Source organism: Parasutterella secunda (genome assembly GCF_016901835.1).
Taxonomy (GTDB): Bacteria; Pseudomonadota; Gammaproteobacteria; order Burkholderiales; family Burkholderiaceae_F; genus Aphodousia; species Aphodousia faecavium.
The window spans coordinates 1-24,629 of record NZ_JACJKX010000010.1 but is presented as its reverse complement, the minus strand read 5'-3'; the positions used below and the strand labels follow the sequence as shown (position 1 = coordinate 24,629).

23 protein-coding genes are annotated in these 24,629 nt (G+C 47.7%); 16 read left to right on the top strand and 7 right to left on the bottom strand.

Features of this window, described 5'->3' with window-relative positions; translation table 11 throughout:
* Nucleotides 1–29: 29 nt before the first annotated feature.
* Nucleotides 30–971: a LysR family transcriptional regulator gene (locus tag H5985_RS06180; RefSeq protein WP_205050443.1), complete on the bottom strand. Its 942-nt coding sequence runs from the start codon at nt 969–971 to the stop codon at nt 30–32.
* 123 nt (nt 972–1,094) lie between these two features.
* Here H5985_RS06180 and H5985_RS06175 point away from each other — a divergent pair, with 123 nt between their 5' ends.
* From H5985_RS06175 to H5985_RS06155, 5 genes are all read left to right on the top strand, one after another.
* A complete protein-coding gene (locus tag H5985_RS06175; protein WP_205050442.1) occupies nt 1,095–2,033 on the top strand; it encodes a DUF1177 domain-containing protein in 939 nt (312 codons plus the stop codon).
* Nucleotides 2,030–3,316 carry a C4-dicarboxylate transporter DcuC gene (gene dcuC, locus H5985_RS06170; RefSeq protein WP_205050441.1) on the top strand — a complete coding sequence of 429 codons (1,287 nt, stop codon included), beginning with the start codon at nt 2,030–2,032 and terminating at the stop codon, nt 3,314–3,316. Before H5985_RS06175 ends, dcuC begins: the two co-directional genes overlap by 4 nt.
* A gap of 15 nt (nt 3,317–3,331) precedes the next feature.
* A complete protein-coding gene (locus H5985_RS06165; RefSeq protein ID WP_205050440.1) occupies nt 3,332–4,603 on the top strand; it encodes an amidohydrolase in 1,272 nt (423 codons plus the stop codon).
* A gap of 255 nt (nt 4,604–4,858) precedes the next feature.
* Nucleotides 4,859–5,335: a DUF1989 domain-containing protein gene (locus tag H5985_RS06160; protein ID WP_205050491.1), complete on the top strand. Its 477-nt coding sequence runs from the start codon at nt 4,859–4,861 to the stop codon at nt 5,333–5,335.
* Entirely contained in the window at nt 5,336–5,809 is a 474-nt protein-coding gene (locus tag H5985_RS06155; protein WP_239481659.1) for a GNAT family N-acetyltransferase, read from the top strand.
* A 110-nt stretch (nt 5,810–5,919) separates the two neighbouring features.
* On the opposite strand, the gene hemH is transcribed toward H5985_RS06155, so the two are convergent.
* Nucleotides 5,920–6,888, bottom strand: coding sequence for a ferrochelatase (gene hemH / locus H5985_RS06150; protein WP_205050439.1), 969 nt, complete (start codon nt 6,886–6,888; stop codon nt 5,920–5,922).
* 102 nt (nt 6,889–6,990) lie between these two features.
* On the opposite strand from hemH, the gene queC reads away from it, so the two are divergent.
* Nucleotides 6,991–7,704 carry a 7-cyano-7-deazaguanine synthase QueC gene (queC, locus tag H5985_RS06145; protein WP_205050438.1) on the top strand — a complete coding sequence of 238 codons (714 nt, stop codon included), beginning with the start codon at nt 6,991–6,993 and terminating at the stop codon, nt 7,702–7,704.
* A 61-nt stretch (nt 7,705–7,765) separates the two neighbouring features.
* Here queC and H5985_RS06140 read toward each other — a convergent pair whose 3' ends face one another.
* Complete coding sequence (locus H5985_RS06140; RefSeq protein WP_205050437.1) at nt 7,766–8,329, bottom strand: VUT family protein; 564 nt, start codon at nt 8,327–8,329, stop codon at nt 7,766–7,768.
* A 153-nt stretch (nt 8,330–8,482) separates the two neighbouring features.
* Between H5985_RS06140 and H5985_RS06135 the strand changes: the two genes are divergently transcribed.
* Complete coding sequence (locus H5985_RS06135; RefSeq protein ID WP_205050436.1) at nt 8,483–9,130, top strand: GNAT family N-acetyltransferase; 648 nt, start codon at nt 8,483–8,485, stop codon at nt 9,128–9,130.
* A gap of 47 nt (nt 9,131–9,177) precedes the next feature.
* Here H5985_RS06135 and H5985_RS06130 read toward each other — a convergent pair whose 3' ends face one another.
* On the bottom strand, nt 9,178–10,164 hold the full coding sequence (locus H5985_RS06130; protein WP_205050435.1) for a YheT family hydrolase: 987 nt from the start codon (nt 10,162–10,164) through the stop codon (nt 9,178–9,180).
* Complete coding sequence (apbC, locus tag H5985_RS06125) at nt 10,164–11,237, bottom strand: iron-sulfur cluster carrier protein ApbC (RefSeq protein WP_205050490.1); 1,074 nt, start codon at nt 11,235–11,237, stop codon at nt 10,164–10,166. The genes H5985_RS06130 and apbC overlap by 1 nt, the downstream gene beginning before the upstream one ends.
* A gap of 211 nt (nt 11,238–11,448) precedes the next feature.
* On the opposite strand from apbC, the gene metG reads away from it, so the two are divergent.
* From metG to H5985_RS06110, 3 genes are all read left to right on the top strand, one after another.
* The gene (gene metG / locus H5985_RS06120; protein WP_205050434.1) at nt 11,449–13,497 is read left to right on the top strand and encodes a methionine--tRNA ligase; all 2,049 of its coding nucleotides are present in this window, start codon (nt 11,449–11,451) and stop codon (nt 13,495–13,497) included.
* 100 nt (nt 13,498–13,597) lie between these two features.
* Nucleotides 13,598–15,304: a SulP family inorganic anion transporter gene (locus tag H5985_RS06115; RefSeq protein WP_205050433.1), complete on the top strand. Its 1,707-nt coding sequence runs from the start codon at nt 13,598–13,600 to the stop codon at nt 15,302–15,304.
* A 67-nt stretch (nt 15,305–15,371) separates the two neighbouring features.
* Nucleotides 15,372–15,833 (top strand): RidA family protein, encoded by a 462-nt coding sequence (locus tag H5985_RS06110; protein WP_205050432.1) that lies wholly within the window; start codon nt 15,372–15,374, stop codon nt 15,831–15,833.
* 41 nt (nt 15,834–15,874) lie between these two features.
* Here H5985_RS06110 and H5985_RS06105 read toward each other — a convergent pair whose 3' ends face one another.
* Nucleotides 15,875–16,900: a threonine aldolase family protein gene (locus H5985_RS06105; RefSeq protein ID WP_205050431.1), complete on the bottom strand. Its 1,026-nt coding sequence runs from the start codon at nt 16,898–16,900 to the stop codon at nt 15,875–15,877.
* A 147-nt stretch (nt 16,901–17,047) separates the two neighbouring features.
* Here H5985_RS06105 and pstB point away from each other — a divergent pair, with 147 nt between their 5' ends.
* From pstB to ppk2, 5 genes are all read left to right on the top strand, one after another.
* Nucleotides 17,048–17,818 (top strand): phosphate ABC transporter ATP-binding protein PstB, encoded by a 771-nt coding sequence (gene pstB, locus H5985_RS06100; RefSeq protein WP_205050430.1) that lies wholly within the window; start codon nt 17,048–17,050, stop codon nt 17,816–17,818.
* A 29-nt stretch (nt 17,819–17,847) separates the two neighbouring features.
* Nucleotides 17,848–18,558, top strand: coding sequence for a phosphate signaling complex protein PhoU (gene phoU / locus H5985_RS06095; RefSeq protein WP_205050429.1), 711 nt, complete (start codon nt 17,848–17,850; stop codon nt 18,556–18,558).
* 115 nt (nt 18,559–18,673) lie between these two features.
* Complete coding sequence (locus H5985_RS06090) at nt 18,674–19,405, top strand: response regulator (RefSeq protein WP_205050428.1); 732 nt, start codon at nt 18,674–18,676, stop codon at nt 19,403–19,405.
* Between the two features lie 39 nt (nt 19,406–19,444).
* The gene (gene phoR, locus H5985_RS06085) at nt 19,445–20,692 is read left to right on the top strand and encodes a phosphate regulon sensor histidine kinase PhoR (RefSeq protein ID WP_205050427.1); all 1,248 of its coding nucleotides are present in this window, start codon (nt 19,445–19,447) and stop codon (nt 20,690–20,692) included.
* A gap of 153 nt (nt 20,693–20,845) precedes the next feature.
* Nucleotides 20,846–21,871 (top strand): polyphosphate kinase 2, encoded by a 1,026-nt coding sequence (gene ppk2 / locus H5985_RS06080; protein WP_205050426.1) that lies wholly within the window; start codon nt 20,846–20,848, stop codon nt 21,869–21,871.
* Between the two features lie 76 nt (nt 21,872–21,947).
* Here the strand turns inward: ppk2 and pepT are convergent, their stop codons facing one another.
* On the bottom strand, nt 21,948–23,192 hold the full coding sequence (gene pepT, locus H5985_RS06075) for a peptidase T (RefSeq protein WP_205050425.1): 1,245 nt from the start codon (nt 23,190–23,192) through the stop codon (nt 21,948–21,950).
* A 274-nt stretch (nt 23,193–23,466) separates the two neighbouring features.
* Here pepT and H5985_RS06070 point away from each other — a divergent pair.
* The coding region (locus H5985_RS06070) for a transposase (protein ID WP_205050424.1) at nt 23,467–24,629 on the top strand (1,163 nt) is incomplete at its 3' end.

Here is a 24,629-nt window from a genome sequence, read left to right as displayed (position 1 = left end):
CCTTTTAAAATTTATTAAGAATCAAACAGTTAATCAGACACCAACCACGGAGCAATGCTGTTGAGCGCCGGGGCAATTTCTCTTTTAAATATCATTTCCGAGACGGCTGCGACACGGTCAATCAGACGTTGAGACTCATCGGAGCGGGCAACAAGGTACAAAGGACGTGACAATTCAGGAGGCGGTAAAGGTTGAACCGAGACAGCCGAGGCAATCTCCGGATTTTGAATAATGGCAAGCGCACGTGTAATCGTCCATCCCATCCCCTGGGCTACGAGGGCCATCATCGTCGCGCTTGAGTCCACCTCTATTCGGGCAGGAATCTGCATATCCAATAAACTGATATAGGTGTCATTGAGTCGACCCGCACCCCCCTGCCGAAAATATTGCAAGTAAGGCAGACCACACAGACGAATGGTTTCCCAAGTCCAGGATCCGCTATGCTCGGCTGTCAGATCCGAAGGCATCAAAAGTACCGAACGTTCTTCAAAAACCTTCAGACGGGTCAGTCCCCGCATCTCTGAGAAAATGTCGCTCACAAAAGCAAAATCAATCTCTCGACGCAAAAGCGCGTCAATCAACGATTGCGAGGTTCCCGTGATTGCCAAGACGCGAGAGGCGTTCTGGCGAACTTCAGTGATGAAGGACGGTAAAAAACATTTGGCCAAACTTTCAATGGTTCCGACTCGGAATTCCGGTCTCAAAAACGCTCCTTCCCGGATTTCTCCGGCCACCCTTTCCAACGACTCCCGAGCTACCAATGCTTCGTTCATCAGTACTGTACCCTCTGTCGTGAGCTCAATCGGACGTTTGGTTCGATTAAAAAGATCCACTCCCAAGGTATTTTCCAGACGAAGAACTTTTTTGCTCACTGCCGACTGGGTAAGAGCGAGTTTGCGGGCGGCCAAAGAAAAACTTCTGGTCTCACAAACAACTAAAAACACTTCAAGATCTTCAGCGATTAATGGCATATATTTTTTCCGTTTGGCTCGATCTTTATTCCACCATGGAATAAATAATAATACAAATAAGAATCCGACTAGCGGTGCCGACAATTAACTCAGACAATGGTTGTTAACAAAAAGGAGTAAAGAATGACTTTCAAACATCTCATAGAATTACAGGACCTGCTCGATGACCCGACAGTCGACGGTGAACGAGTAGCCACTTACCTTCGGGCCAACGGTGCTTTGAGCGTTGAGGTTCAGACGCTCAGCGGAGAAAAAGGCTCTACCGATTTCATCCGGGTTTTGATTCCGGGCTCTGCCGGCAAGACCGTAGGTGGTCCTTACCCTACTCTTGGCATTATCGGACGCTTAGGCGGACTCGGAGCCAGACCTGAACGGCTCGGTTTTACGAGCGACGGCGACGGCGCTTTAGCTGCGACTGCCTGCGCCGCTAAACTGTCACAAATGCGTCTTCGAGGCGACGTGTTAAAGGGCGATGTCATCGTCACCACACACATCTGTCCGCATGCACCGACCCGTCCTCATGATCCGGTTCCCTTCATGGATTCACCGGTCAGCAGTCAAGAATGCAACAGTGCAGAGGTTGACCCGGCAATGGATGCCATTTTGTGCATAGACACCACAAAAGGTAACCGCATTGTCAACGTAAACGGCTTTGCCATCACGCCGACGGTCAAAGAAGGCTATATCTTAAGAACGAGCGAAGCGCTGTTGTCTTTGATGGAAATTGCCACAGGGCGCTTGCCCGTGGTTTTGCCGCTTACCCAACAGGATATTACGCCCTACGGAAACGGTGTGTACCACCTCAATTCCATCCTTCAGCCAAGCGTAGCCACGTCTGCACCCTGTGTGGGCGTTGCCATTACCACACAGACTCAGGTACCTGGATGCGCCACTGGTGCTTCTCACCTCAATGATATTGACGACTGTGTGCGTTTTGTCATAGAAGTAGCCAAAGTTTACGGTCCTGACCAGGGTCTCTTTTATGATGAAAAGGAATATGATCTTTTGCTTAAGGGCTACGGCTCTCTCAAACACTTCCAGACATTTGGAGAACTCTTATGACATTTCAGATGATCGCTGCCGTTGTCATCGTCATTCTGACGATTGCGGCACTGCTTAAAAGGTTGGAAACGCGTCTGGTGCTGATCACCGCCGGTCTGGCGATGGGCATCATCAGCTTTGCCCCGCATATTGCTTTGGGCAACATGCTCAAAAACATGACCAACGCTTCCATGATTATGGCCATTTGCTCCTCACTGGGCTTTGCCGCCGTCGTCTCCATGACGCGCTGTGATGTGCATTTTGTCGGACTTTTGGTGAAACCCTTGGGCAAGCTCGGTTTTTTCCTTCTGCCCTTCTGTATGTTGGTGGCCTCTTGCGTAGCCATTGCCATACCTTCTGCCGCAGGCTGCGCGGCCGCTTTGGGTCCGACCATGATTCCGCTCATGGTGCGTGCCGGTTTTAAACCGGCCATTGCCGGTGCTGCCATTATCGGCTCCATCATTCCTTCTGCTTTATCCCCCGGATCGAGCCACAACGTTTGGGTGGCCAAGATTTCCAACATGGAAGTCATGGATTTGATCGTGCAATTTGCACCGCGAATCCTCTTACTTTGCGCCCTCAATATCATCATGGTCACAGCCATGATCTTTGTGTTCCGCGACTACAAAAAGCGCAAAGATAACGAAGAAGGTGAAGTTTTCGAAGTGGCAAGCGATGCACGCGGTGAATTGCCCGAGCATGTCAATGTCTTCTATGCCATCGCTCCGATCCTTCCGATTGTCATCTTAATGCTCGGCGCCACCTGTGTTCCGTTTTTGAAGATGGGCGTGGCCGAAGCCATGATCTACGGTACGATCTACACGTTGTTGGTCACGAGAGCCAATCCTGAAAAGCTCACGAAGGAATTCTTCAACGGTATGGGTAAGGGTTATGCCAACATTTTGGGCATCATCATTGCTGCTGGCTGTTTTGCGGGCGGTTTACAAGCGGCCGGTGTCATCGACGCTTTGATCGTTCAATTGAAAGACTCCAAAGAAATCGCTGCTTTGGCTGCTAATTTCGGTCCCTTCCTCATGGGTGTTCTTACCGGTTCCGGCGACGCCGCAGGTCACGCCTTTAACCAGGCCGTTACTCCATTTGCCGCCGAATTCGGCATGAAAGTTCCCAACCTGGGTGTCGTTGCCTCGCTCTCGGGTGCTTTAGGCCGTATGTGTTCTCCGATTGCCGGTGCAACGCTGGTGATTGCCGGCATGATTAAGGCCAGTCCCCTGGAAGTTTCCAAACGCATGGCAATTCCGATGATTGTCAACGTGATTTTGCTCGGCTTCATCTTTGAACTTTAAACGGATAAAAAGAAAATGACTGAACGTAATTACAAAGAACAAATGGTGGCCGATCGCCGCTGGCTTCACGCCCATCCAGAAGACGGATGGAATGAATTTGAAACCACCTACTTTATTGTCAAACGTCTGGAAGAATTGGGGCTCAAAGCTCTTGCCGGTATTGAAGTCATTGAACCGAAAGCGGTCATGGGCAGAAATGAAGAAGCAGCCGAAGCTGCTCAACAACGTGCTCGTGAGCACGGTGTGCCGGAAGAATTCTTAAAGCGCTTGGGCGGCTATACGGGTGCCATGGCTGTGTTGGAAACCGGCCGTCCCGGTCCGGTAACCGCCATCCGCGTAGATATCGACTGTCTACCCATTGAAGAGACGACCAGTCCGGAACACGAAGCCAATCAAGGCCACTACCGTTCGGAATATCCCGGATTTTCACACGCCTGCGGTCACGACGGTCACACTGCCGTGGGGCTCGGCGTAGCCGCCTGGCTTGCCGATCACAAAGACAGTCTCAACGGTACGGTAAAGGTACTCTTTCAACCGGCCGAAGAAGGTGTTCGAGGCGCTGCAGCCATGGCTGCCAAGGGTATTGTCGACGATGTCGATTGGTTTGCGGGGGCGCATATCGGTTGTGGTGCCTATCTCGGACAAGTAGGCGTCTCGCATCACGGTTACCTCGCCACCACCAAGTTTGACTTGGAATACGAAGGAATTCAGGCTGCTGCCGGTTCACCTGAAAAAGGCCGCAGCGCTCTGATGTGTGCCGCGGCTACCTGCATGTCGTTAGGCTCTTTACCAGGCCACAGCCAAGGCATCACCCGCGTGCAGATCGGCAAACTCATCTCGGGCGTCGGCCGCAACATTGTTGCCCCACACGCTTACATGCAGCTCGAAGTTCGCGGTGAAAGTACTGAAATCAATGACTACATGGCCGCCAACGTAGAAATGACCGTCAAGGGCATGGCCGCCGCTTACGGAGTTCAATATCGTCTGACCCGAATGGGTGAAGCTGTTACCTATAAGGGTGATGAGGAAGCGGTCGAAGCTGTTAAGACGTCAGCCGCCTCGGTTCCGGGCGTTGAATCCGTTGTGGACATGAATGCTAAGGTAGGTAGCGAAGACTGCACCATGTTGATTCGCCGGGTCCAAGAGCATGGCGGTAAGGCAGCCTTCTTCTATTACGGTTGCAATCACCCCGGACATCACCGCGGCGATTTCTGCATTCAGGATGAAGTATCCTTGCCGATCGGTTGGGGAGTATTTACTAACTTCATCAAGAGCCGGAATGCTTAATTGCAGCATCTGCTACTAAAAAATCCTTCGCTTGCAAAACGCAGCGAAGGATTTTTTCTTTTCCCTATCATATTTTCAAAAACTGAAATTGTTCTATCATCCGTAGAGTAGAAGTATGTCGATTGTATTTCGGAGCTAAGAATTGAAGAGATATACCCTCGAACCTAAATGTGGATTACGAATCGAAATTAAAAAAGGACAAACTATCACCATCAAAGATGTGGAAGGCGGACAAGTAGCCGTTTTTTTTCCGAAATCGAAGGAACGCACGACGAATTCCTTTCTCCCTCAGTAACTATTGACTGCAACGAGTCTTTGCATATCGGTGTAGGCACAGTTCTATATTCAAATTTGTATCGGCCCATGTTTAAAGTTGTTCACGACGACGTGCAATGTCATGACGTACTGTTTCCGGCCTGCAGCAAGGCCATGTACGATTTCTTCTATCAAAACGGCACCGATCACTCCAACTGCCTGGATAACATTAACCGAGCACTTGGAACAAACCGCAATATCATTCAGCCGATTAATTTTTTCATGAATACAAGAGTCGAGGAAAATGGGAAGATTGTTATAGCCAAGCCTCTTTCTAAAGCCGGTGATCAACTCACTTTAAGAGCTTTAGAGAACTGTATCATCGGCATCTCTGCATGCAGTGTTTCTGAAGCAGATACAAACAGTGGAAATTGCACATCCCTTGAAGTAACTATTGACGAAATCGAAGGAAACTAAATGGATATCTCTTTGAAATTATGCGGCGTTGAAGATTTAGACACGCTTCGTGAATTGTCTATCCGAACCTACTACGAAACGTTTGCCGCGCTGAACACTTCTGAAAATATGCAGGAATACCTGCATCGAGCATTTAATAAAGAAAAGCTGCTTGAAGAATTAACCGATAAGAACTCAAAATTTTTCTTTCTATACTGCGGTGAAAAATTAGCTGGTTATATCAAAGTCAACGAAGCTCCTTCGCAAACAGATATAAATGACCCAAATTCTCTGGAACTGGAAAGAATCTATGTAACCGGCGAATTTCAGGGGCAAGGCTTGGGCGGTTATTTAATGCAAAAGGCTGTCAGCATCGCAGTTGAACGCCATAAAAAATACATCTGGCTTGGCGTTTGGGAAAAAAATGAAAACGCCCTTCGTTTCTACAAAAAGAAGGGGTTTTACGAAATCGGCACACACCTTTGTCATGGGTGAAGACAGGCAAACAGACTATATCTTGAAAAAGGACTTGGAGAGCTAAAAAATACTTCGTCTTGCTCTGACAAAAAGTTGATACCTTCTGAACAGGAAAATCTCAGTCCTTTTCAGAACGACGGATTGTTAAGTTTTTCCTCAATCAAAGTCAAATAAAAATCAACGGCTTGAGGATCATCATTTAGACAGGCAATCAAATTAAACCTCTCGCCACCTACACGGATGAAGTGATCCTTCAATTCAATGCCGATTTCTTCAAGAGTCTCCAAACAATCCACACTGAAAGACAGGCACACCACATCAATTGCCTTAGTTCCTTTGCGGACAAGCTCTTCAACGTGCCCGGTCAGATAAGGTTGCAACCAATGATCGTTACCGAATCTGGATTGATAAGCAATGCTGTACTCACCCTCTGATAAATTCAATTTACGAGCGATCTCAAAAGCCGTTTGCCGACATTGATGCTCATAAGGGCTGCCTTTTTTAATGCTTTTAACCGGAATACCATGAAAACTCATCACCAAATGTGCTCCGGCCGTGCGCTGTAATGCTATCTTTTGAGCCAAAATGTCAATAAATTCATGCCGATCATAATACGGTTTGATCCAATCCCAACTGAAACCTTCTGAATCGAGGTTTTCAGTTTCTCTGACAGAATCCAAACAGGATTCAGTTGTTTGGGTCGAATACTGAGCAAACATCGGAAAGAAGATAAACCGTTTATAACCCTCACCCTTCAAACGTTGCACCGTCGTTTTCACCGAAGGTGCACCGACCTTCATTGCCATGGCAACGGTAGTATTACCGGAGAGTCGCTCATTGAGTGCTTCAACCAATTTTTGACTGTAAACCATTAAAGGTGATCCGTCTGGCATCCAGATCTTTTTATACCGCTCGGCGCTCTTTGCCGGACGAGTGCGCAAAATAATGCCTCTTAAAATCGGCTGCCAAATCCAGGCCGGCAACTCAATGATGCGCGGATCGGATAGAAAATCCTTCAGATAAGTACGAAGTGCCCCGGCCGTAGGAGCCGCAGGCGATCCGGTATTCATCAAAATGACGGCAGTCTTGTCTTGCATTGAAACTCAATCTTTCAAAAATTTTCCCGAAGATTAGCACAGAAAGCGAACAGAAAATGCGTTAGACTCAACGACCGAATTGCCAAATTGAAAGGATTGGTCATGCAAACTCGCGCCATTGTCAGTTTTTCGGGCGGTCAGGATTCCACGACGTGCTTATTCTGGGCGCTAAAAAACTTTGATTATGTGGAAACCGTCGGCTTCGATTACGGGCAGCGCAATCGCATCGAACTGCAATGCCGTCGTGAAATTCTGGAAAAAATTCCTATTGAGTTTCCTCATTTGGCGAAGCACTTGGCAAGCGATCTCGTTATCGATGCGCATACATTCGGTCAAGTGGCCTTAAGTGCTTTAACATCCGATCAAAAAGAAATTACAGCCCAAGGTGATCGAGGTTTACCGACTTCTTTTGTACCGGCACGCAATTTAATGTTCATGACTTATGTCGCTGCAAGAGCTTATCTGAGTCAAATTCACACCATTATTACCGGAGTCGGCCAAGCCGATTATTCAGGCTATCCGGATTGCCGCCGCGACACAATGGACGCCATGCAAAAGGCTCTCAGTCTCGGAATGGATTGGGACATCGAAATTTTGACGCCATTAATGTTTAAAACGAAGGCTCAAACATGGGAATTAGCTCAGGAAATCGGCGGAGAAAAACTCGTTGACTTTCTCGTTAAAAATACCCACACCTGTTACGAGGGTGATCACGAACATTTCCATGAATGGGGCTACGGCTGCGGCAAGTGCCCAGCCTGTCTTCTGCGCCAAAAAGGATTTGAAGAATTTTTAGCAAAGAAGAATGAGCACTGAAAAGTTCAGCCGGAAAGTCAAAAGCGACAGAATTTTTTGGTCTGTCGCTTTCGGCGAGATTTTAGAATTTGGGCGTAGTAGCCAGGCGAGATCTGAAATAACGAATCACGATGCCCGCTAAAAGAGACATCCAAAATTTTCCCAACACCTGGCCGAAGATAAATTCGATGCTACCGAAAGCCAGTGTCAGGAAGATAGCGCTGTCAATCACAGAACCGGCTAAGCCCGCCATCACAACTGAAAAAGCAGGGAAGCGTTTTCTCATCGGCGTATAAACTGCGAAGTCTGCCAATTCAGAAAAACAGAACGCCGCAGCAGAAGCCAAAACCAAAGACGGTGAAGCGAAAAGCGCCGACAGTGCGGTACCGACAGCGATAGCGACCAAAGAGAAATACGCACCCAAGAAAGCCTGTACGGCGTTTCTTAAAACCAAAGCCGCACCGGCAATCATGACCGCCGAGGGAGCCATCAATCCGGGCCAAACCGGAATAAGACACGGGCCGTTCGGTTCACAAACCAAACCGACATTGACAACGACCCAATTGCTTAAAGGAATCGTCAGAATAAAAAGCGTTAATGCAACAAGGCCGCAAAGCGTTTCCTTGTTGAGCCACTTATGCGACATAAGAGCCTCCGTTAAATTACGGAACCGCAGACCCGGTAGCACAAACCGACGCGGCAACGTTTTCGATTAAATCATTGAAGTCGAAATTGTATAGATTTTCAGAACACTTGCTACAATTTTTCGACAAAAATGCGCTCCTTTTTTTAAAGAAAAATGACTATTGAATACAGACTTGAAACACCTGATGATTATCGAGAAACGGAAAACATGATTCGAGAGGCATTCTGGAACGTGTACTGTCCCGGATGCTTTGAACATTTTATGCTGCATCAAATACGGCAAAGCAGCGCTTTTATCGAATCGTTGGATTTTGTTGCAGTCAAAGACGGACGCATTATCGGTAATGTCATCAGTGTTCAATCTTATATTGAAGGCGATGACGGGCAAAAGCATACCGTTTTAAGTCTCGGTCCGATCGGTGTTTTACCGGCCTTTCAGCGCACGGGTGTGGGCCGCAGACTTATTGAACTGATGCGTCAACAGGCTGTCCGGATGGGCTACAAAGCTATTTTGCTTTGCGGCGACCCGGCCTACTACAGCAAAAACGGCTTTGAGCCAGCTGAAAAATACTCCATCCGTACAAAAGACAACAAATTTGCAGCAGCCTTGCAGATATTGTGGTTGAGGAATCCTAACGATAAAGAATTAGCCGGCCGATATTTTGAAAATGAGATCTATGAGTTTGACTCTCAGGAAGCCTCTTTGTTTGACCGGCAATTTCCGACGAAAGAAAAAATAAGTGGCACACCCACTCAGAAGCGTTTTGACGAAGTTGTCGCGATGCAAAAAGACTACTTCTGAAAGAGAAGAGACTGACAACTCATTTTCGAATCTATCAGTCTCTTTTGTTATTGGCGCTCAAGAAAGAAGCGATAAATGCGCTTAGGCAAATAATCGATTTTTCCGGGAGGATTACCTGTCGGAAATCCCACGTGACCACCTTCTGCCGGTTGATCCAGCCAAACCATTTCGGAGACGTCTTCTAATGTCGGCAGAGCCCATTCAGGCATAAAGGGATCGTTTTTAGCATTCAAAAGCAAAAGCGGTACTTCCACAAACTTCAGCCACGGTTTAGCTGAAGCTTTTGTCCAGTAGTCCATTGCACTTTTGAAACCGTGAACCGGAGCGGTATAGAGAGAATCAAAGTCATAAAAGTTTTTGCACTTCCTGATTGCTTCCTCATCAACCAATTCCCGCATTTGCGGCATCAGTTCGCATTTTTTCAATACTTTCGGAATGAGCGTATCCAAAAACATTTTGGAGTACAGGCGATTGAAACCGAAACGCAACAGATTACTGCCGGCTACCAGATCAACCGGAGCAGCAACCGAAACAGCTGCGGTCAGAAGTTTTTTGGCAGTTTTTGCTCTCTTTCCACAAAAAAGAGCCAATTGATTGCCCCCGAGCGACACGCCTACGGCATAAATGGGAGCTTGGGGGTAGCGCGAATGGACCGTTTCAAGCACCCATTGCACCTGATCAATGTCGCCCGCGTGATACGTTTTAATGCTGCGATTGAGTTCACCGGAGCAACTTCTGAAAAGTGATACACAACCTCGCCAACCGCGATTGACTGTTTCATGCATGAGAGCAAGAGCGTAGTGGCTTCTGGAGCTACCCTCCAGGCCATGGAAATGCACAACGATAGGCGTTTTCGGATCTGCCGGTTCAGGAGTCGCCCAATCAATATCGGTGAAATCGCCGTCGGGCGTATCCCATCGCTCGCGTCGATAGACAACCTCAGGCTTTTTACACACTTTGGCTGCAAAAATCGTTTGAATCTGAGCGCCCGCAAGCCATCTCGGCGCCCTGTAATCAGGGGTAACCAAAGGCATCAGTTATTCTCCACCCGCACGCTCGGCATCTTCAAAGACATATCTTTTGCCGTTTTCGCAATGGCTGCCGCTGCTTTAAGAGCAATTTCCCGATAAATTTTTCCGGCCAAGGAATCCGGCGAAGAAACAACCGTCGGGGCTCCTGAATCGGCTTCCTTGCGGATACCGGCATCAAGCGGCAATTGACCGAGTACGTCTACATGATAGGTTTCACTCATGCGTTTGGCACCGCCCTCACCGAAGATATGCTCCACATGACCGCACTGAGGACAGACAAAAACAGACATGTTCTCAACCAGTCCTAAAATCGGCACATTAACCTTTTGGAACATCCTGAGTCCTTTTTTGGCATCAAGTAGCGCAATATCCTGCGGAGTTGTGACAACGATAGCGCCGGTGACGGGCACAGTTTGCGACAGAGTCAATTGGATATCACCTGTTCCCGGGGGCATATCAATGACCAAATAGTCAAGATCATGCCAGTTGGTCAGAGTCAATAATTGAGTCAGGGCCTGTGCAACCAAAGGACCGCGCCAAATCATGGGTTCGTCAGGATCAATTAAAAAACCGATGGAGTTAATTTCAAGCCCAAGAGACTCAATCGGATTCATATTTTGACCGTCATTGGTCATGGGTCGACCCAACGCTCCCAACATCATGGGCTGACTCGGACCATAGATATCGGCATCAAGAACCCCCACTTTGGCTCCTTCGGCCGCTAAGGCCAACGCAACGTTGGCTGCAACCGTACTCTTACCGACACCTCCCTTACCGCTGGAGACGGCAATGATATTTTTAACATTAGGCAGTACTTTAAGTGTGCGCTGAACGGCGTGAGCAATGATTTTTTGCTCAACTTCAACCTTAGCTTGAAGACCGGCTGCTTCAAGAGCCTTTACAACCTGATTCTGGATATCCTCTTTAACACTTTTGGCCGGGTATCCCAATTCAATCGTTACGGATTCACCATCTTCACTGACTTTAGCCATGCGGGCAGTCAGGTAATCGGTTTTCATCCAGGGATCAACGACCTCTCCCAACACTTTCAGAATCGCTTCTTTTTTATTCACAATCGGACTCCTTTCAATCAACACTGCGTATTTTCCGATTTTTTCGTTTCAACCTCAAGAGGTATACGGTCGGTTCAATCCTAAACCTGAGCTCTTTTAACAGTAATACTCTACATCCCGACTCAAGCCGTTAAGGCGAGAGAATTTTAGGGCGCTTTGCTAAAATATTGACCTCTTTGTCTTTTTATCCGGTCATTTTACGGGACATTTCATTATGCAAAAACGTCAAATATTCGTTACGACCGCCCTGCCGTATGCCAATGGGCATTTCCATATCGGCCACATCATGGAATATATTCAGGCCGACATCTGGGTTCGGACGCAGCGAATGTACGGTCATACCGTTCACTTCGTCGGAGCGGACGACACTCATGGTGCCCCGATGATGATCGCTGCCCAAAAAGAGGGCATCACGCCGCAGGAATTCGTAGCACGCATCGCTGCGGGCCGCAAACAGTACCTCGATGGCTTCCATATCAAATTCGACCATTGGTACTCCACCGACAGCGAAGAAAATGTCATGCTCTCGCAAGACATTTACAAACGCTTGAAAGCTGCCGGCTTGATCTACACGAAAGATATCGAACAATTCTATGACCCGGTCAAGGGCATGTTCCTTGCCGACCGCTTCATCAAGGGCACTTGCCCGCGCTGCGGAGCTGAAGACCAATACGGTGACAACTGTGAAAAGTGCGGCGCCGTTTACTCTCCGACAGAATTGATCAATCCCTTCTCGGCTTTGTCAGGCGCCAAACCCGAATTGCGTAAATCCACGCACTATTTCTTCCGTCTGTCCGATCCTGCCTGTGTTGCTTTCCTTCGCGACTGGGTCAACGGTAAAGGTAAAAGCGGTGTGGACCGTGTTCAACCCGAAATCCGTGCCAAGGATGAAGAGTGGCTAGCCGAAGGCAAACTCGGTGACTGGGATATTTCGCGCGATGAACCCTATTTCGGCATCCCGATCCCCGACGCTCCGGGTAAGTATTTCTATGTCTGGTTGGATGCTCCGGTCGGCTATTACGCCAGCCTCATGAATTACGCCAAAAAGCAAGGATTTGATTTCTGGAAGTTCCTCGATGATGAAAAGACCGAGCAAATCCACTTCATCGGTAAGGACATCGTGTACTTCCATACGCTCTTTTGGCCTGCCATGCTTAAATTCTCCGGCCAACCCTACCGTACGCCCGACAATGTGTTCGTACACGGTTTCATGACGGTTGACGGCCGCAAAATGAGTAAGAGCCGCGGCACCGGCATCAGCCCCTTGAAGTATTTGGAACTCGGCATGAACGCCGAATGGCTGCGTTACTATCTCGCTGCCAAGATGGGCCCGACCAACGATGACGTCGACTTCAGTAAGAGCGACTTCATGGCTCGAGTGAACTCCGACTTGATCGGTAAGTACGTTAATATTGCCAGCCGTGCTGCAGGATTTATCGTCAAGCGCTTTAACGCACGTGTCAGCGACAATGTGGCCGACCATACTCTTATTAAGGTGATGCGCAACGCCGTTGAAGGCATTGCGGCCCTCTATAACTTAAGAGAGTACTCCCGTGCCCTGCGCTCCATCATGTCTATGGCCGATAGCGTCAACGAATACATCGACCGTGAAAAACCGTGGGAATTGGCCAAATCGGAAGAAAACCGTGACAAATTGCACGAAGTCTGCTCGGTGGCTTTGGAAGCTTTCCGCCTGATGACTTTGATGCTCAAACCTGTGCTTCCTGCAACGGCAGCCAAGGTGGAAGAATTCTTAAACTGTGGCGAACTCAATTGGGAAAGCGCTCTTCGTCCGCTTACTTCGGACAATCAAATCAAGCCCTTCTCTCACCTGATGCAGCGCTGCGACATCAAGCAGCTTGACGCTTTGATTCCGCCGGTGGTTGAAGAAGTCAAACCTGTTGCTCCCTGCGGTGAGGAAATTGCACCTGAAGTCACCATTAATGACTTTGCCAAGCTTGATATGCGTGTAGCTAAGATCGTCAAGTGCGAAAAAGTTGAAGGCTCTTCCAAACTGTTGCGCTTAACGGTTGATATCGGTGAAGGCAAGACCCGCAATATTTTCTCCGGTATCCAAGCCTGGTACAAGCCCGAAGACTTGGAAGGCAAACTCACTGTCGTGATTGCCAACCTTGCACCGCGCAAGATGCGCTTTGGCGTCAGCGAAGGGATGCTCTTGTCGGCAAGCGGCGCTGACGATAAAGACGGACTCTTTATCCTTGAACCTCAAGAAGGTGCCAAGCCCGGTATGCGTTTGCGCTGATTTTTGATTTACCAATAACCCCGATCAAAACAGTTGGCTAATGCCAACTGTTTTGCCAATCGGTTTTAACAACCTAACTTACTCTCTTTTCTAAAATAAAATGAGCTTTGCTCAAGCTTTTAAGAACTTTAAGGAACATATTCCTTTAGAGCCGTTTCATCCGGCGAGCTTTGACCTGATCGGGCACTACAATGCCAGAAGTCTCACCCGTGATATCAGCTCGGGTTTGACCGTGGGCATGGTTGCTCTCCCTCTGGCTATGGCCTTTGCTATTGCCTCCGGTGTGACACCGGAAGCAGGTATCTACACCTCTATCATTGCAGGCTTCTTAATCGCCATTCTGGGCGGCTGTCGGGTTCAGATCGGAGGACCGGCCGGTGCCTTCATCGTGATCATTTACGGCATCATCGCCAACTACGGCTTGGCCAACCTGATGATCGCCACGATCGGCAGCGGCATATTGCTGATACTGATGGGGCTATTCAAAATAGGCAGCTTTATCCGTTTCATACCGATTTCCATTGTGATCGGCTTCACAAACGGCATCGCCGTATTGATCGGTCTGTCTCAGATTAAAGATTTCTTTGGCCTCAGCATCGATAAGATGCCCGCGGATTTCTTCGGTCAGATGAGTGCGATTTCAGCACACATTAACACTGTCAATTTTTACGCCTTGGGGATTGCTCTCGTGTCCTTTCTCATCGTGCGCTTCTGGCCCAATGACACCTCAAGTCGCGTAGCCCAATGGAAACGATGGATTGCCAAAATCCCGGGCACCGTTATTGTGTTGATCGTCTCGACTCTTGCGGTCACGAGCTTTAACCTTCCGGTTGAAACAATCGGCAGTAAATTCGGTGGCATTCCTCAAACGCTTCCCTCTCTTCAAATTCCTACTTTCGATTGGGACAATATCCGCCATTTAGTGGGACCGATGGTCACCATTGCCCTTTTGGGTTCCATTGAATCGTTGCTTTGTGCACGTGTGGCCGACACCTTAACCGATGATCGACACAATCCCAATCAGGAACTGATGGGACAAGGCATTGCTAATCTCGTTGTCCCCTTCTTCGGCGGGATCCCTGCAACCGGTACCATTGCCCGTACGGTCACCAACATTAAAAGCGGTGCGGTCTCCCCCGTCTCCGGTGTCGTACATGCGATTACTTTGTTAGTGGTGATTTTGGCAGCAGCTCCTTTAGCTTCCAATATTCCTCTTGCAGCGCTTTCTGCTATTTTGCTCAATGTCGCTTTGAATATGGGCAATTGGGCGGAATTTAAACGCTTGCGTCGCATGACGATGTCTTATAAGACAACCCTCATTGCAACCTTCCTGCTCACTGTTATTTTTGACCTTACGGTCGCGGTGGAAGTGGGTCTGGTGATCTCGTGCCTGTTCTTCATCTACCGCATGAATACGCTCACAAAAGTTACGCAGATGACTTTGCCTGCCGATACCCCTGAAGGCATTGAAGCTTGGCGTTTACAAGGTTCTCTTTTCTTCGGTTCTGTCTCTAAGCTTTCTCACATGACAGATCCCAAGCGCATCACCGCCAGAGATGCCAATAAGGTGGTCATCCTCAATTGCACGGCTTTGATGAATATCGACAATTCGGCCATGGATATTCTTGCCACCTACCTGCGTGCTCTAAAGCGCCGCAACTTTGAACTCATCATCTGCGGGGCAAGCGGCCACACCTTGCACCAGCTTGAACGAACCGGTATCGCCCAAACGTTAGGACGAAACATGGTCGAAAATATGTTCGAAGCGGAGCGTCTGGCCCGAGAACTTTTAAGAAATATCGCTTAATTTGTGAATCGGTTGACCAGTCGGTCAACCGATTTTTAAATCACTTTCTCAAAACAAGGGTTTGTTAATGATTATTGAATCAAAGCTCAAAGAGTTAGGTCTTGAATTACCGCCGGTTGCCGATCCCGCCGGGCTCTACGTTTACACCCGCCGCGTCGGCAACCTTGTCTATGTCTCAGGACAAACGCCTGACATTAACAGTGTTTTGCAAATTAAAGGCGTTGTCGGCGAGGATCTGACAATTGAGGAAGGCAAAGAAGCCGCCAAACTGAGCGCTTTGAACATTTTGTCTGTTCTCAAACGTGAACTCGGAGACTTGGACCGCATCAAGCAATTTGTCCATCTGACCGGATTTGTGCGTTGTGCGAAGGGATTTGAAGATCATCCCCAGGTGATTAACGGCGCATCAGAACTTTTCAGAGAGCTTTATGGCACAGCAGGAGTCGGCACTCGAATTGCCCTAGGGGCTTATGAGCTACCTGAAGGGGCTGCAACCGAACTCACAGCAATCGTTGAAATTCAAGACTAAGGAAATACAGAGGCCGGTTTCAAACCGGCCTCGTGCTTTAACTAAAGAAGAGAAATGACTCTGTCAATATTTTCTTCGGTCGTGGCCCAACTCGTACAGAAACGCACGGCAGTGTGATGCTCATCGACCTTGCACCAATGAGAAACCTGAACTTCTTTTTCAAGTTCTGCCAATTGGGTGTTTTCCAAGATCACAAACTGTTGGTTAGAGGGGCTTTCTGCATAGAAGCGATAACCCTTTTCTTTGAGCGCCGCTTTCAATTTCATCGCCATGGCGATGGCGTGACGGCTGATTTCAAAGTAAAGATCATCGGTAAAAAGCGTATCAAACTGCAGCCCCAGCAAACGCCCTTTTGCCAAGACCGCACCGCCTTGCTTCATGATGGTAAAGAAATTTTTGCAAAGTTTGGTATTGGTAAAGACCACCGCTTCACCCAAAAGTGCCCCGACCTTGGTGCCGCCGATATAAAAGACATCGGCCAGACGTGCCAAATCAGCCAGAGTCATATCCGAGCCTTCGCTTGTTAAGGCGTATCCCAAACGGGCGCCGTCAACAAAAAGCGGCATATTGTGTCGATGACAGACGTCGCTGATCGCCTGCATTTCAGCCAACGTGTAGACAGAGCCTGTCTCAGTGGCCTGCGAGATATACACCATAGCGGGAATTACGCCATGATCCCAAGAAGGTGCGGTCAATGTATCTACTATATAGCGATCGAGATCCGCGGCAAGCATTTTTCCGTCATGCGGTTCAATGGTGAGCACTTTGTGTCCGCCCATTTCAATGGCACCGCCTTCATGACCGTTGATATGTCCGCTTGAAACCGCGATGACACCTTCACACGGGCGCAGAATCGAACGGATAACCGTGGAGTTCGTCTGCGTGCCACCTATTAAAAGAAAAACCTCTGCATCAGGAGCCTCGCAGGCTTTTTTAATTTTTTGTTTTGCACTTTGGCAATATTGATCGGTACCGTATCCGGGCGTGCTCTCCAAATTAGTTTGGACTAAGCGTTGGAGAATTTTCGGGTGGCATCCTTCCTGGTAATCACAAGCCAAACGAATCATTTCTCATCCTTTTCATAAAAAAATTGCAAACAGGCTCTTTCAAGCGAACTCGTCATATAGATGTCATATTAGTGTCATCTTAGGGTCATACCCGACTCGTAGACTTCGCGCGTATACCAAAAGTAAATTCACTAAGGAGTCTTCGGGATGTCCGACACGACCATGGCCCCTAAAATCGAGGTCAAAAATTTTAATTTCTACTACGGCGCTTTCCATGCGCTCAAAAATATTAATCTTTCCATTGCTGAAAATAAAGTGACTGCCTTTATCGGCCCGTCCGGTTGCGGCAAATCTACGCTGTTGAGAACGTTCAACCGTATGTATGAACTCTACGGCGAACAACGTGCTGAGGGTGAAATTTGGCTCGACGGTGAGAATATCGTAACCAAGACGGAAGGAGTCGATCGTTTACGCTCCAAAGTCGGTATGGTGTTTCAACGTCCGACCCCCTTCCCGATGTCAATTTATGACAACATCGCCTACGGTGTGCGTCTATTTGAAAATCTCTCCAAAGCCGAATTAGATGAACGAGTGGAGTGGGCTTTGAAACAAGCTGCTCTCTGGAGCGATGTCAAAGATAAACTGCAGGCTTCGGGTTTTGCGCTCTCGGGCGGTCAGCAACAGCGCCTCTGTATTGCACGTGCCATCGCCGTTAAGCCCGAAGTGCTTTTGCTCGACGAACCGTGTTCAGCTTTGGACCCGATTTCAACAGCCAAGATTGAAAACTTGATTGATGAGCTCAAAAAGGACTACACCGTAGTTATTGTGACCCACAGTATGCAGCAGGCAGCCCGTATTTCGGACTTCACCGCTTACATGTATCTCGGTGAACTCATTGAATTCGGTCCCACAGAAATGATGTTCACGCATCCGACCAAGAAAGCCACGGAAGACTACATCACGGGTCGCTTCGGTTAATCTGATTAAAAAAATAGGGAGACATCCGAATGATTATGTCCGCACAAACGCACCTTGTGCATCAATTTGATGAAGATTTAGACGAACTCAAACATTTGGTCTATAGCATGGGTGACCTCGTCACCGAACAGATCAACAATGCCACCAAGGCCTTCAGAACCGGTGACATTGATTTAGCCCAGTCGGTTAAAGACCGCGATGCAGCCATCAATGCGCTTGAAGTCTCTACCGACCGTTGCGCTACGCTTTTGATTGCCAAACACCAACCGGCCGCTAAAGACCTGCGTTTGGTTTTCGGTATTGCCAAAATGGCCACCGACTTTGAACGCATGGGTGATCAGGCCCGCAATATTGCACGAGCCAGCCGTTCAGATTTTCCTGAGGAATTGTCCGAAGAATTAGCCAAAACAGGCATTGTGGAATCCACGATGAAAACGGTTAATTTAGCAATGCTCGCGTTGAAAAACTTGTCTGAAACGGCAGCTGTAAACACCCTTCGCTCAGACAGCGATGTGGACAACGCCTTTAAGGCCGGTATCAAAGTGGTTACCGCTTTCTTGCAAAATCACCCTGATCAGGTTGAGTCTGTGCTGTCTTGTTTAGACTTACTGAAAGCTTATGAACGCATGGGTGACCACGCCACCAACATCGCTGAACATGTGATTTTCATCCTCGATGGCGAAGATATCCGACATTTACGGTTGGATGCTTTACCGGAAAGTTTGGCAAAACTTTCTTAATCAACCGACTTAACCTTCGTCAAAAACAGACGAAGGTTTGTTTTTTCGGTCATTAATTTCGCCTATCATTATCGGATGAGAATGCGTCACCTGAAAAAAATTAAAAAGGGGCATTATGACTGACAGTTCCAGTATCAATACCAACTCCGCCAATATTCTGATTGTTGAAGATGAAGCGGCAATCAGAACCTTGATCTCTTTTGCTTGTGCGGCGGCAGGCTATGAAGTCGTGTGCGCCGAAAATGCTATTGAAGCACAGACCATTGTTGATACCAATCCTCCCGATCTGATTCTTTTGGATTACATGTTGCCGGAGTTATCCGGTGTCGATTGGCTCGAAAAACTTCACGCCGATCCTAAAACAAAACATTTGCCCGTCATTATGCTCACCGCCCGCGGCAGCGAATCCGATCGTGTACGAGGGTTAAACGCAGGCGCTGATGACTATATCGTCAAACCTTTTATGCCTCGCGAACTCATTGCTCGTATTCAGGCGGTGTTGCGTCGCTATCAATTCCAGAAACAAACAGGCGAAGACAGTAAAAACACCGAGGTTGTTTGCGGTCCACTCACCATGAACGAAGCCAGTTTCGAGGCGAAAGTTGACGGTCAGCCGCTCACGCTTTCGGCCAAGGAATTTAAATTGTTATTGGTTTTTGCTAAAAACCCGGAACGAGTCTACAGCCGTGAAATGCTTTTAAGTCTTGTTTGGGACAACGCCTATGTGGACGAACGTACAGTTGACGTACACATGTTGAGACTTCGCAAGCAGCTGCAGGGAACACGCGCTGAAAACCTCCTTCAAACGGTCAGAGGTTTGGGTTACCGAGCTCATGTCACTGAATAGAAACGCATTGAAAGGATTGCTACACCTCAGGGGAGTTTCATGTCAGCAAAAAATCTTTCACCCAGAATGTTTTGCGTCTTAGGTCTGGTCTGTGTTTTTGTCATAGTCGGCCTGTTGTTTTTGACAACCGATTTTCAAAATACATTAATCGGTGCATGCGTCGCTTTACTGGCTTTAATCGGTTACATCATTTTCAAAATGAGCGACGGCTGGATGAATTCCGTTGAAGCTGAACAAATCAAAAGCGACCAGTCCCGCTTTACCGCTCGTATCGATCGTTACCGTCTTTCACTTTCAGCTTTACCCGAAGGGGTTGTGTTGTTCCGGCAGGGGCACACGGTTGAATGGTGCAATCCGGCCGCTGAAAAACATTTAGGGCTCAAACTGACCAAGCACATGGGGATGGCATTCAACTTGGTTTTTGACAATCCCAAAATCATCGAATACCTTGAAAACGGCGATTTCTCAAAGCCCATTGAAGTGAAATCCCACGAAATCGGTCGCATTTTGTTGCTATCAGCGGTAGTTGCCGATAAAACTCACTTTATTGTTGTCTCGCGTGATATCACCGAGCAACGCCGCATCGACTCTATGCGCAAAGATTTCGTAGCCAACGTCAGCCACGAATTGCGCACGCCTCTGACCGTGATTACAGGCTTTCTCGATATGATCCTCAGAGGTAAAGAGCTCGATGAGAAAATGTTGCACGAACACCTCCTGCTGATGCAACAAGAGTCCGTTCGTATGCAAAACCTCGTCAACGACCTGCTGTCGCTGTCGCGCCTCGAAAGTAAGGATGAACAACAGTCGGATCCTCCGGAAGTCGTCAACATGCCCAAATTGGTGGCTGGCCTCGCTGAAGACGGTGTGGCACTTTCCAGAGGCAGACACACGATTGACACTGACATTACTGCGAACCAAGCCGTTTTAGGACAAGTCGATGAAATTCGCAGTGCGTGCCTTAATCTGGTCACTAACGCCGTGCGCTACACGCCCGACGGCGGAAAAATTCAGATCAGCTGGCACTTTAACCCCGATGATCAGACGGCAACCTTTGCCGTTAAAGACAATGGCATAGGTATTGATGCCGAAGACATTCCCCGCTTAACGGAGCGTTTCTACCGAGTCGATAAAAGTCGTTCAAGGGAAAAAGGCGGTACCGGTTTGGGGCTGGCTATTGTCAAACACGTTGCAATTCGCAACCACTGCCAGCTAAGAATCGAATCCGAGCCCGGTAAGGGATCAACCTTCAGTTTGGTTTTTCCGAGCGACTCATTGATCAACTAAAACCCAATCTTCCCAAAGGCACCGGTTCGCTCAACCGGTGTTTTTGTATTGTCAAACGACAGACTTTGAAACAAATTGGTCGTATTTTTTCAGTCATTGATCGCTGAAAGTGCTAACCTGAAACGATCAGGCAAAGTACTTGAGAGGTCTCGTATGACTAAGAAAAAAGACAACGATCAGGAAATACTCATTAAAGACTCCGATCCGCTCACCCAACGCAAAATTGTCGCCTATACCAAAGCTTTAAAAAAGGCCTTTGATCAGGAACCTGTTGACGAACAAATCAGAATTTTGAAAATTCTGGTCAAAAATGCCAAAGCAAAAATTCGTGCGTCAAGCCAGGCGACTAACTACGAAGACGAACTGGTCAAAAATTGGGAAAAAGCGGAATTTCCCTATAAACACCGCATGGGTAACAAACGCTACGAGAAAGAAAAGCTGCCCCTTCAGGTGGAGCTGCTCAAACTTCAGAAATGGGTAAAGGAAACGGGCAAAAAAATTGTCATCATTTTTGAAGGACGTGATGCAGCCGGTAAGGGTGGCACCATCCGTACATTCATGGAACACCTCAATCCCCGCGGCGCTCGTGTGGTGGCTTTGGCTAAACCCACTGAGGCAGAGAAAGGCCAATGGTTTTTCCAACGCTATGTGGCGCATCTTCCCACGCGTGGTGAGATGGTTCTTTTTGACCGCTCATGGTACAACCGGGCGGGCGTTGACCGAGTCATGGGTTTTTGTACCGATCAGGAATATGCTGAATTCATGCGTCAGTGTCCGCAATTTGAAGAAAATCTTGTCAATTCTGACACGATCCTCATTAAGTTCTGGCTCTCCGTCACACAGGAAGAACAAAAAAGACGCTTTAAATCCCGTGAGATTGATCCGCTCAAGCGCTGGAAGCTTTCTCCGATCGATATTGCCTCGTTATCCAAGTGGGATGATTACAGCCGGGCCGAACAGGCCATGTTCTTTGCGACCAACACGGCCTCCTGCCCTTGGATAGTCATCAAAAGCGATGATAAAAAACGTGCGCGGCTTAATGCCATGCGCTATGTTTTATCCATTATCGATTACGATCAAAAGGACCCGGAAGCAATCGGCACCGTCGATCCCCTTATTTTGTCGCGTGCCAACGTCAATCCTAACTTTGCTAAAGATAAGATAAAGGAAGAAAAATAGATTCGCTTGAATCCAAGAGCTGAAGAAAAGGCCGCCGAAAATCCCTAAAATTTTCGGCGGTTTTTCACACTCTCAGTTATTGACGACCGCGAGCGATCAATTCAATGACTTTGAGTGTCATATCCAATGAACTCACAAAATCATCGATCGGCATAAATTCTGCGTACCCGTGGTGGTTGTAGGAACCGGTGAAATAGTTGGGTGTCACCAAGCCTCTGGCTGTCAAAGCCGAGCCATCCGTACCGCCTCGCATAGCGACGGTCTTGGCTTCAATCCCGAGACTCTTCAACGCTTCATACATGATATCAATCGGATAACGGTCTTCACCCAAACCGCCTGAGATATTACGATAAATATCCTCAATATCAGCCTCAATCTTGGCTCTGGGATAGCGTTTGGCAATCAGAGCGACCACTTCTCGAACGTACTGTTTGCGAGCTTCAAAAGTCGCATCGTCAAAATCACGAATATTGATTTGTACGTGTGCGCGAGCAGGATTGCCCGACATATTCTTAATCCAATAGTAGCCCTCTCGGACATCAGTATTTTCAGGCGTTTCCAAACGACTGAAGTTGCCGATTAAGTCCACAGCAATCAGATTCGGATTGACTAAGACACCCTTGGCCGACGAGGGATGCGTCGTGACCCCTTCAATCTCTACATGCACTTCAGCCGCATTATAGGTTTCGTAAACAATCTGACCTTTTTCACCGCCATCGACCGTGTAGGCAAAATCAACCTTAAAGCGTTCCAGATCCAAGCACTTGGAGCCGCGCAAGCCTGTTTCCTCATCGGGTACAAAAGCGACACGGATATCACCGTGAGGAACCTGCTCAGTCACCAAAATTTCCAAGGCCGTCATAATGTTGGTTACACCGGCTTTATTATCGGCCCCCAACACACTGGTGCCGTCGGTAAAAAGAATGTCTTGACCGATATGTGACTTTAATTCCGGATGTTCTTTCAGACGTATCCAGATGTCTTTTTGAGCGTTCAAGCACACATCACCGCCTTGATAGTGAATAACCTGCGGGTGAATATCCGGAGATAAACCGACGTCAACCGTATCAACGTGTGCTACAAAACCGATCGTTGGCACACCTTTAACAGTACCGGGCAGAAGCGCCGTAACATTCCCATGCTCGTCAACGTGTACCTCTTGAAGTCCTAATTCCTTTAAACCGGCTTCCAAAACACGGGCCATCGTCCATTGACCCGGCGTACTGGGTACTTCTTTTACTTTAGGATCACTTTGACTGCTGATGGCGAGATAACTGAGAAAACGTTCAACCAATGCTTGAGCTTTTTGCTGATGATCCATTTCGCACCTCATTGTTCGTTATTGTGTACGCATTCGTTTTTCAATGCGTACCAGTCTAAATATAACGCCAACAGTACAAAAAGAGACAGAAAATTGCTTCTCACAACAAAAAAGGGGGTGTTACAAAAGTCTAGTAGAAAGAGGACAGAAGTACGCCCCCTCATTTTATTCATTTAATTTGTTGTACTTATTGAAAAACATAAGAAAAAGCACGCATTGAGACTCGAACTCACTACGTGCTATGGTAAAAGTGTTCTTGCAAGGAACTTTTACCATGGACCATTTTAGAGCAATTGGGCCCCAATTGTTCAACTCCTTCCCTATCCAGGTGGAGGAGCGTGAAAAATTGGATGCTTTTCTTCAAGTTTTAGAGTCTTCCCAGGTATGGAAATACCTTAATTCCAAAGATGAAACTGGGCGACCGGCCTATGATCAATACCGTCTTTTTGCCGTGATACTTTTGGGCTTTGCTCTCGGAAAAGCGTCACTAAGAGAAATCGAATCGTCCTGTAGAAACGATCTGCGTTTTATTTACATAACAGGAGGCTCTTATCCCAGTTATGTAACGATTTCTCGCTTTATTCAAAACGTCATCACACCGAATATCGAGCAAATTTTTGCTTGCATTGTCAAGCGAATCTTTAGTGAAACGCAGCTCAATATGCAGACTGTTTTTCTCGACGGAACCAAACAAGAAGCTAATGCTAACAAGTACAAATTCGTCTGGAAACCGATCCATTACCATCAAAAACTCAGCGATAAAGTTCGAGCTCTTCTTAATACACTTGCCTTAAGTGCTAACGTCCCAGCCGAGAGAATTCTTTCTTCGAAAATCATTATGGACAAGCTTGACGAGGCCAAGCAGATACCTCCAGAGAATGTGCCCGGAGGTCTTAAAGCGTTAAATGCCATGCGAAACAATCTGGCCTCGTACCTTTTGAAAACGGTTGAGTATGAAGAGAAAGAAGCGATTTGTGGTCCAAACAGAAATTCATACTACAAAACAGACCATGATGCCACGGCAATGTGCCTAAAACAGGATTACTACAGTGGCTTGGGAAGTAACATGCATGCGGCTTACTCTGTACAGGCTCTTGTCAGTACCGGATTCATCGTTTCGTATTTAGTCTCGCAAGAACGAAGTGATTTGAAATCTTTTCAACCGATACTCAATACCTTCAAAAGGATGTACGGATACTATCCAAAGGAAGTGGGGGCAGACTCAGGCTATGGCAATCTAGATAACTACGAATACTGTAAAAAACTGGGGATTGATGCTTATGTTAAATACCAAGCATGGAATGGTGAGAGTAGTGGCAGAAACCCTGCCGTTTACGAGTCCTTGGCCGACGGGAGCATCTTGTGTTTGGGCAAACGAAAGGGATACATAACCGAAATTAAAAACCGTCACCCTAAAAAACCGGGGGTCGTTTTCTA

Coding starts and splice junctions, on each gene's coding strand:
- H5985_RS06130 (WP_205050435.1), bottom strand. CDS start 10,164: ATGCCTTTGGTTACCCCTGATTACAGGGCGCCGAGATGGCTTGCGGGC.
- H5985_RS06175 (WP_205050442.1), top strand. CDS start 1,095: ATGACTTTCAAACATCTCATAGAATTACAGGACCTGCTCGATGACCCG.
- metG (WP_205050434.1), top strand. CDS start 11,449: ATGCAAAAACGTCAAATATTCGTTACGACCGCCCTGCCGTATGCCAAT.
- pepT (WP_205050425.1), bottom strand. CDS start 23,192: ATGGATCATCAGCAAAAAGCTCAAGCATTGGTTGAACGTTTTCTCAGT.
- dcuC (WP_205050441.1), top strand. CDS start 2,030: ATGACATTTCAGATGATCGCTGCCGTTGTCATCGTCATTCTGACGATT.
- H5985_RS06155 (WP_239481659.1), top strand. CDS start 5,336: ATGGATATCTCTTTGAAATTATGCGGCGTTGAAGATTTAGACACGCTT.
- H5985_RS06135 (WP_205050436.1), top strand. CDS start 8,483: ATGACTATTGAATACAGACTTGAAACACCTGATGATTATCGAGAAACG.
- phoR (WP_205050427.1), top strand. CDS start 19,445: ATGTCAGCAAAAAATCTTTCACCCAGAATGTTTTGCGTCTTAGGTCTG.
- hemH (WP_205050439.1), bottom strand. CDS start 6,888: ATGCAAGACAAGACTGCCGTCATTTTGATGAATACCGGATCGCCTGCG.
- pstB (WP_205050430.1), top strand. CDS start 17,048: ATGTCCGACACGACCATGGCCCCTAAAATCGAGGTCAAAAATTTTAAT.
- H5985_RS06105 (WP_205050431.1), bottom strand. CDS start 16,900: ATGATTCGTTTGGCTTGTGATTACCAGGAAGGATGCCACCCGAAAATT.
- queC (WP_205050438.1), top strand. CDS start 6,991: ATGCAAACTCGCGCCATTGTCAGTTTTTCGGGCGGTCAGGATTCCACG.
- H5985_RS06180 (WP_205050443.1), bottom strand. CDS start 971: ATGCCATTAATCGCTGAAGATCTTGAAGTGTTTTTAGTTGTTTGTGAG.
- phoU (WP_205050429.1), top strand. CDS start 17,848: ATGATTATGTCCGCACAAACGCACCTTGTGCATCAATTTGATGAAGAT.
- H5985_RS06140 (WP_205050437.1), bottom strand. CDS start 8,329: ATGTCGCATAAGTGGCTCAACAAGGAAACGCTTTGCGGCCTTGTTGCA.
- H5985_RS06115 (WP_205050433.1), top strand. CDS start 13,598: ATGAGCTTTGCTCAAGCTTTTAAGAACTTTAAGGAACATATTCCTTTA.
- ppk2 (WP_205050426.1), top strand. CDS start 20,846: ATGACTAAGAAAAAAGACAACGATCAGGAAATACTCATTAAAGACTCC.
- H5985_RS06090 (WP_205050428.1), top strand. CDS start 18,674: ATGACTGACAGTTCCAGTATCAATACCAACTCCGCCAATATTCTGATT.
- H5985_RS06110 (WP_205050432.1), top strand. CDS start 15,372: ATGATTATTGAATCAAAGCTCAAAGAGTTAGGTCTTGAATTACCGCCG.
- H5985_RS06165 (WP_205050440.1), top strand. CDS start 3,332: ATGACTGAACGTAATTACAAAGAACAAATGGTGGCCGATCGCCGCTGG.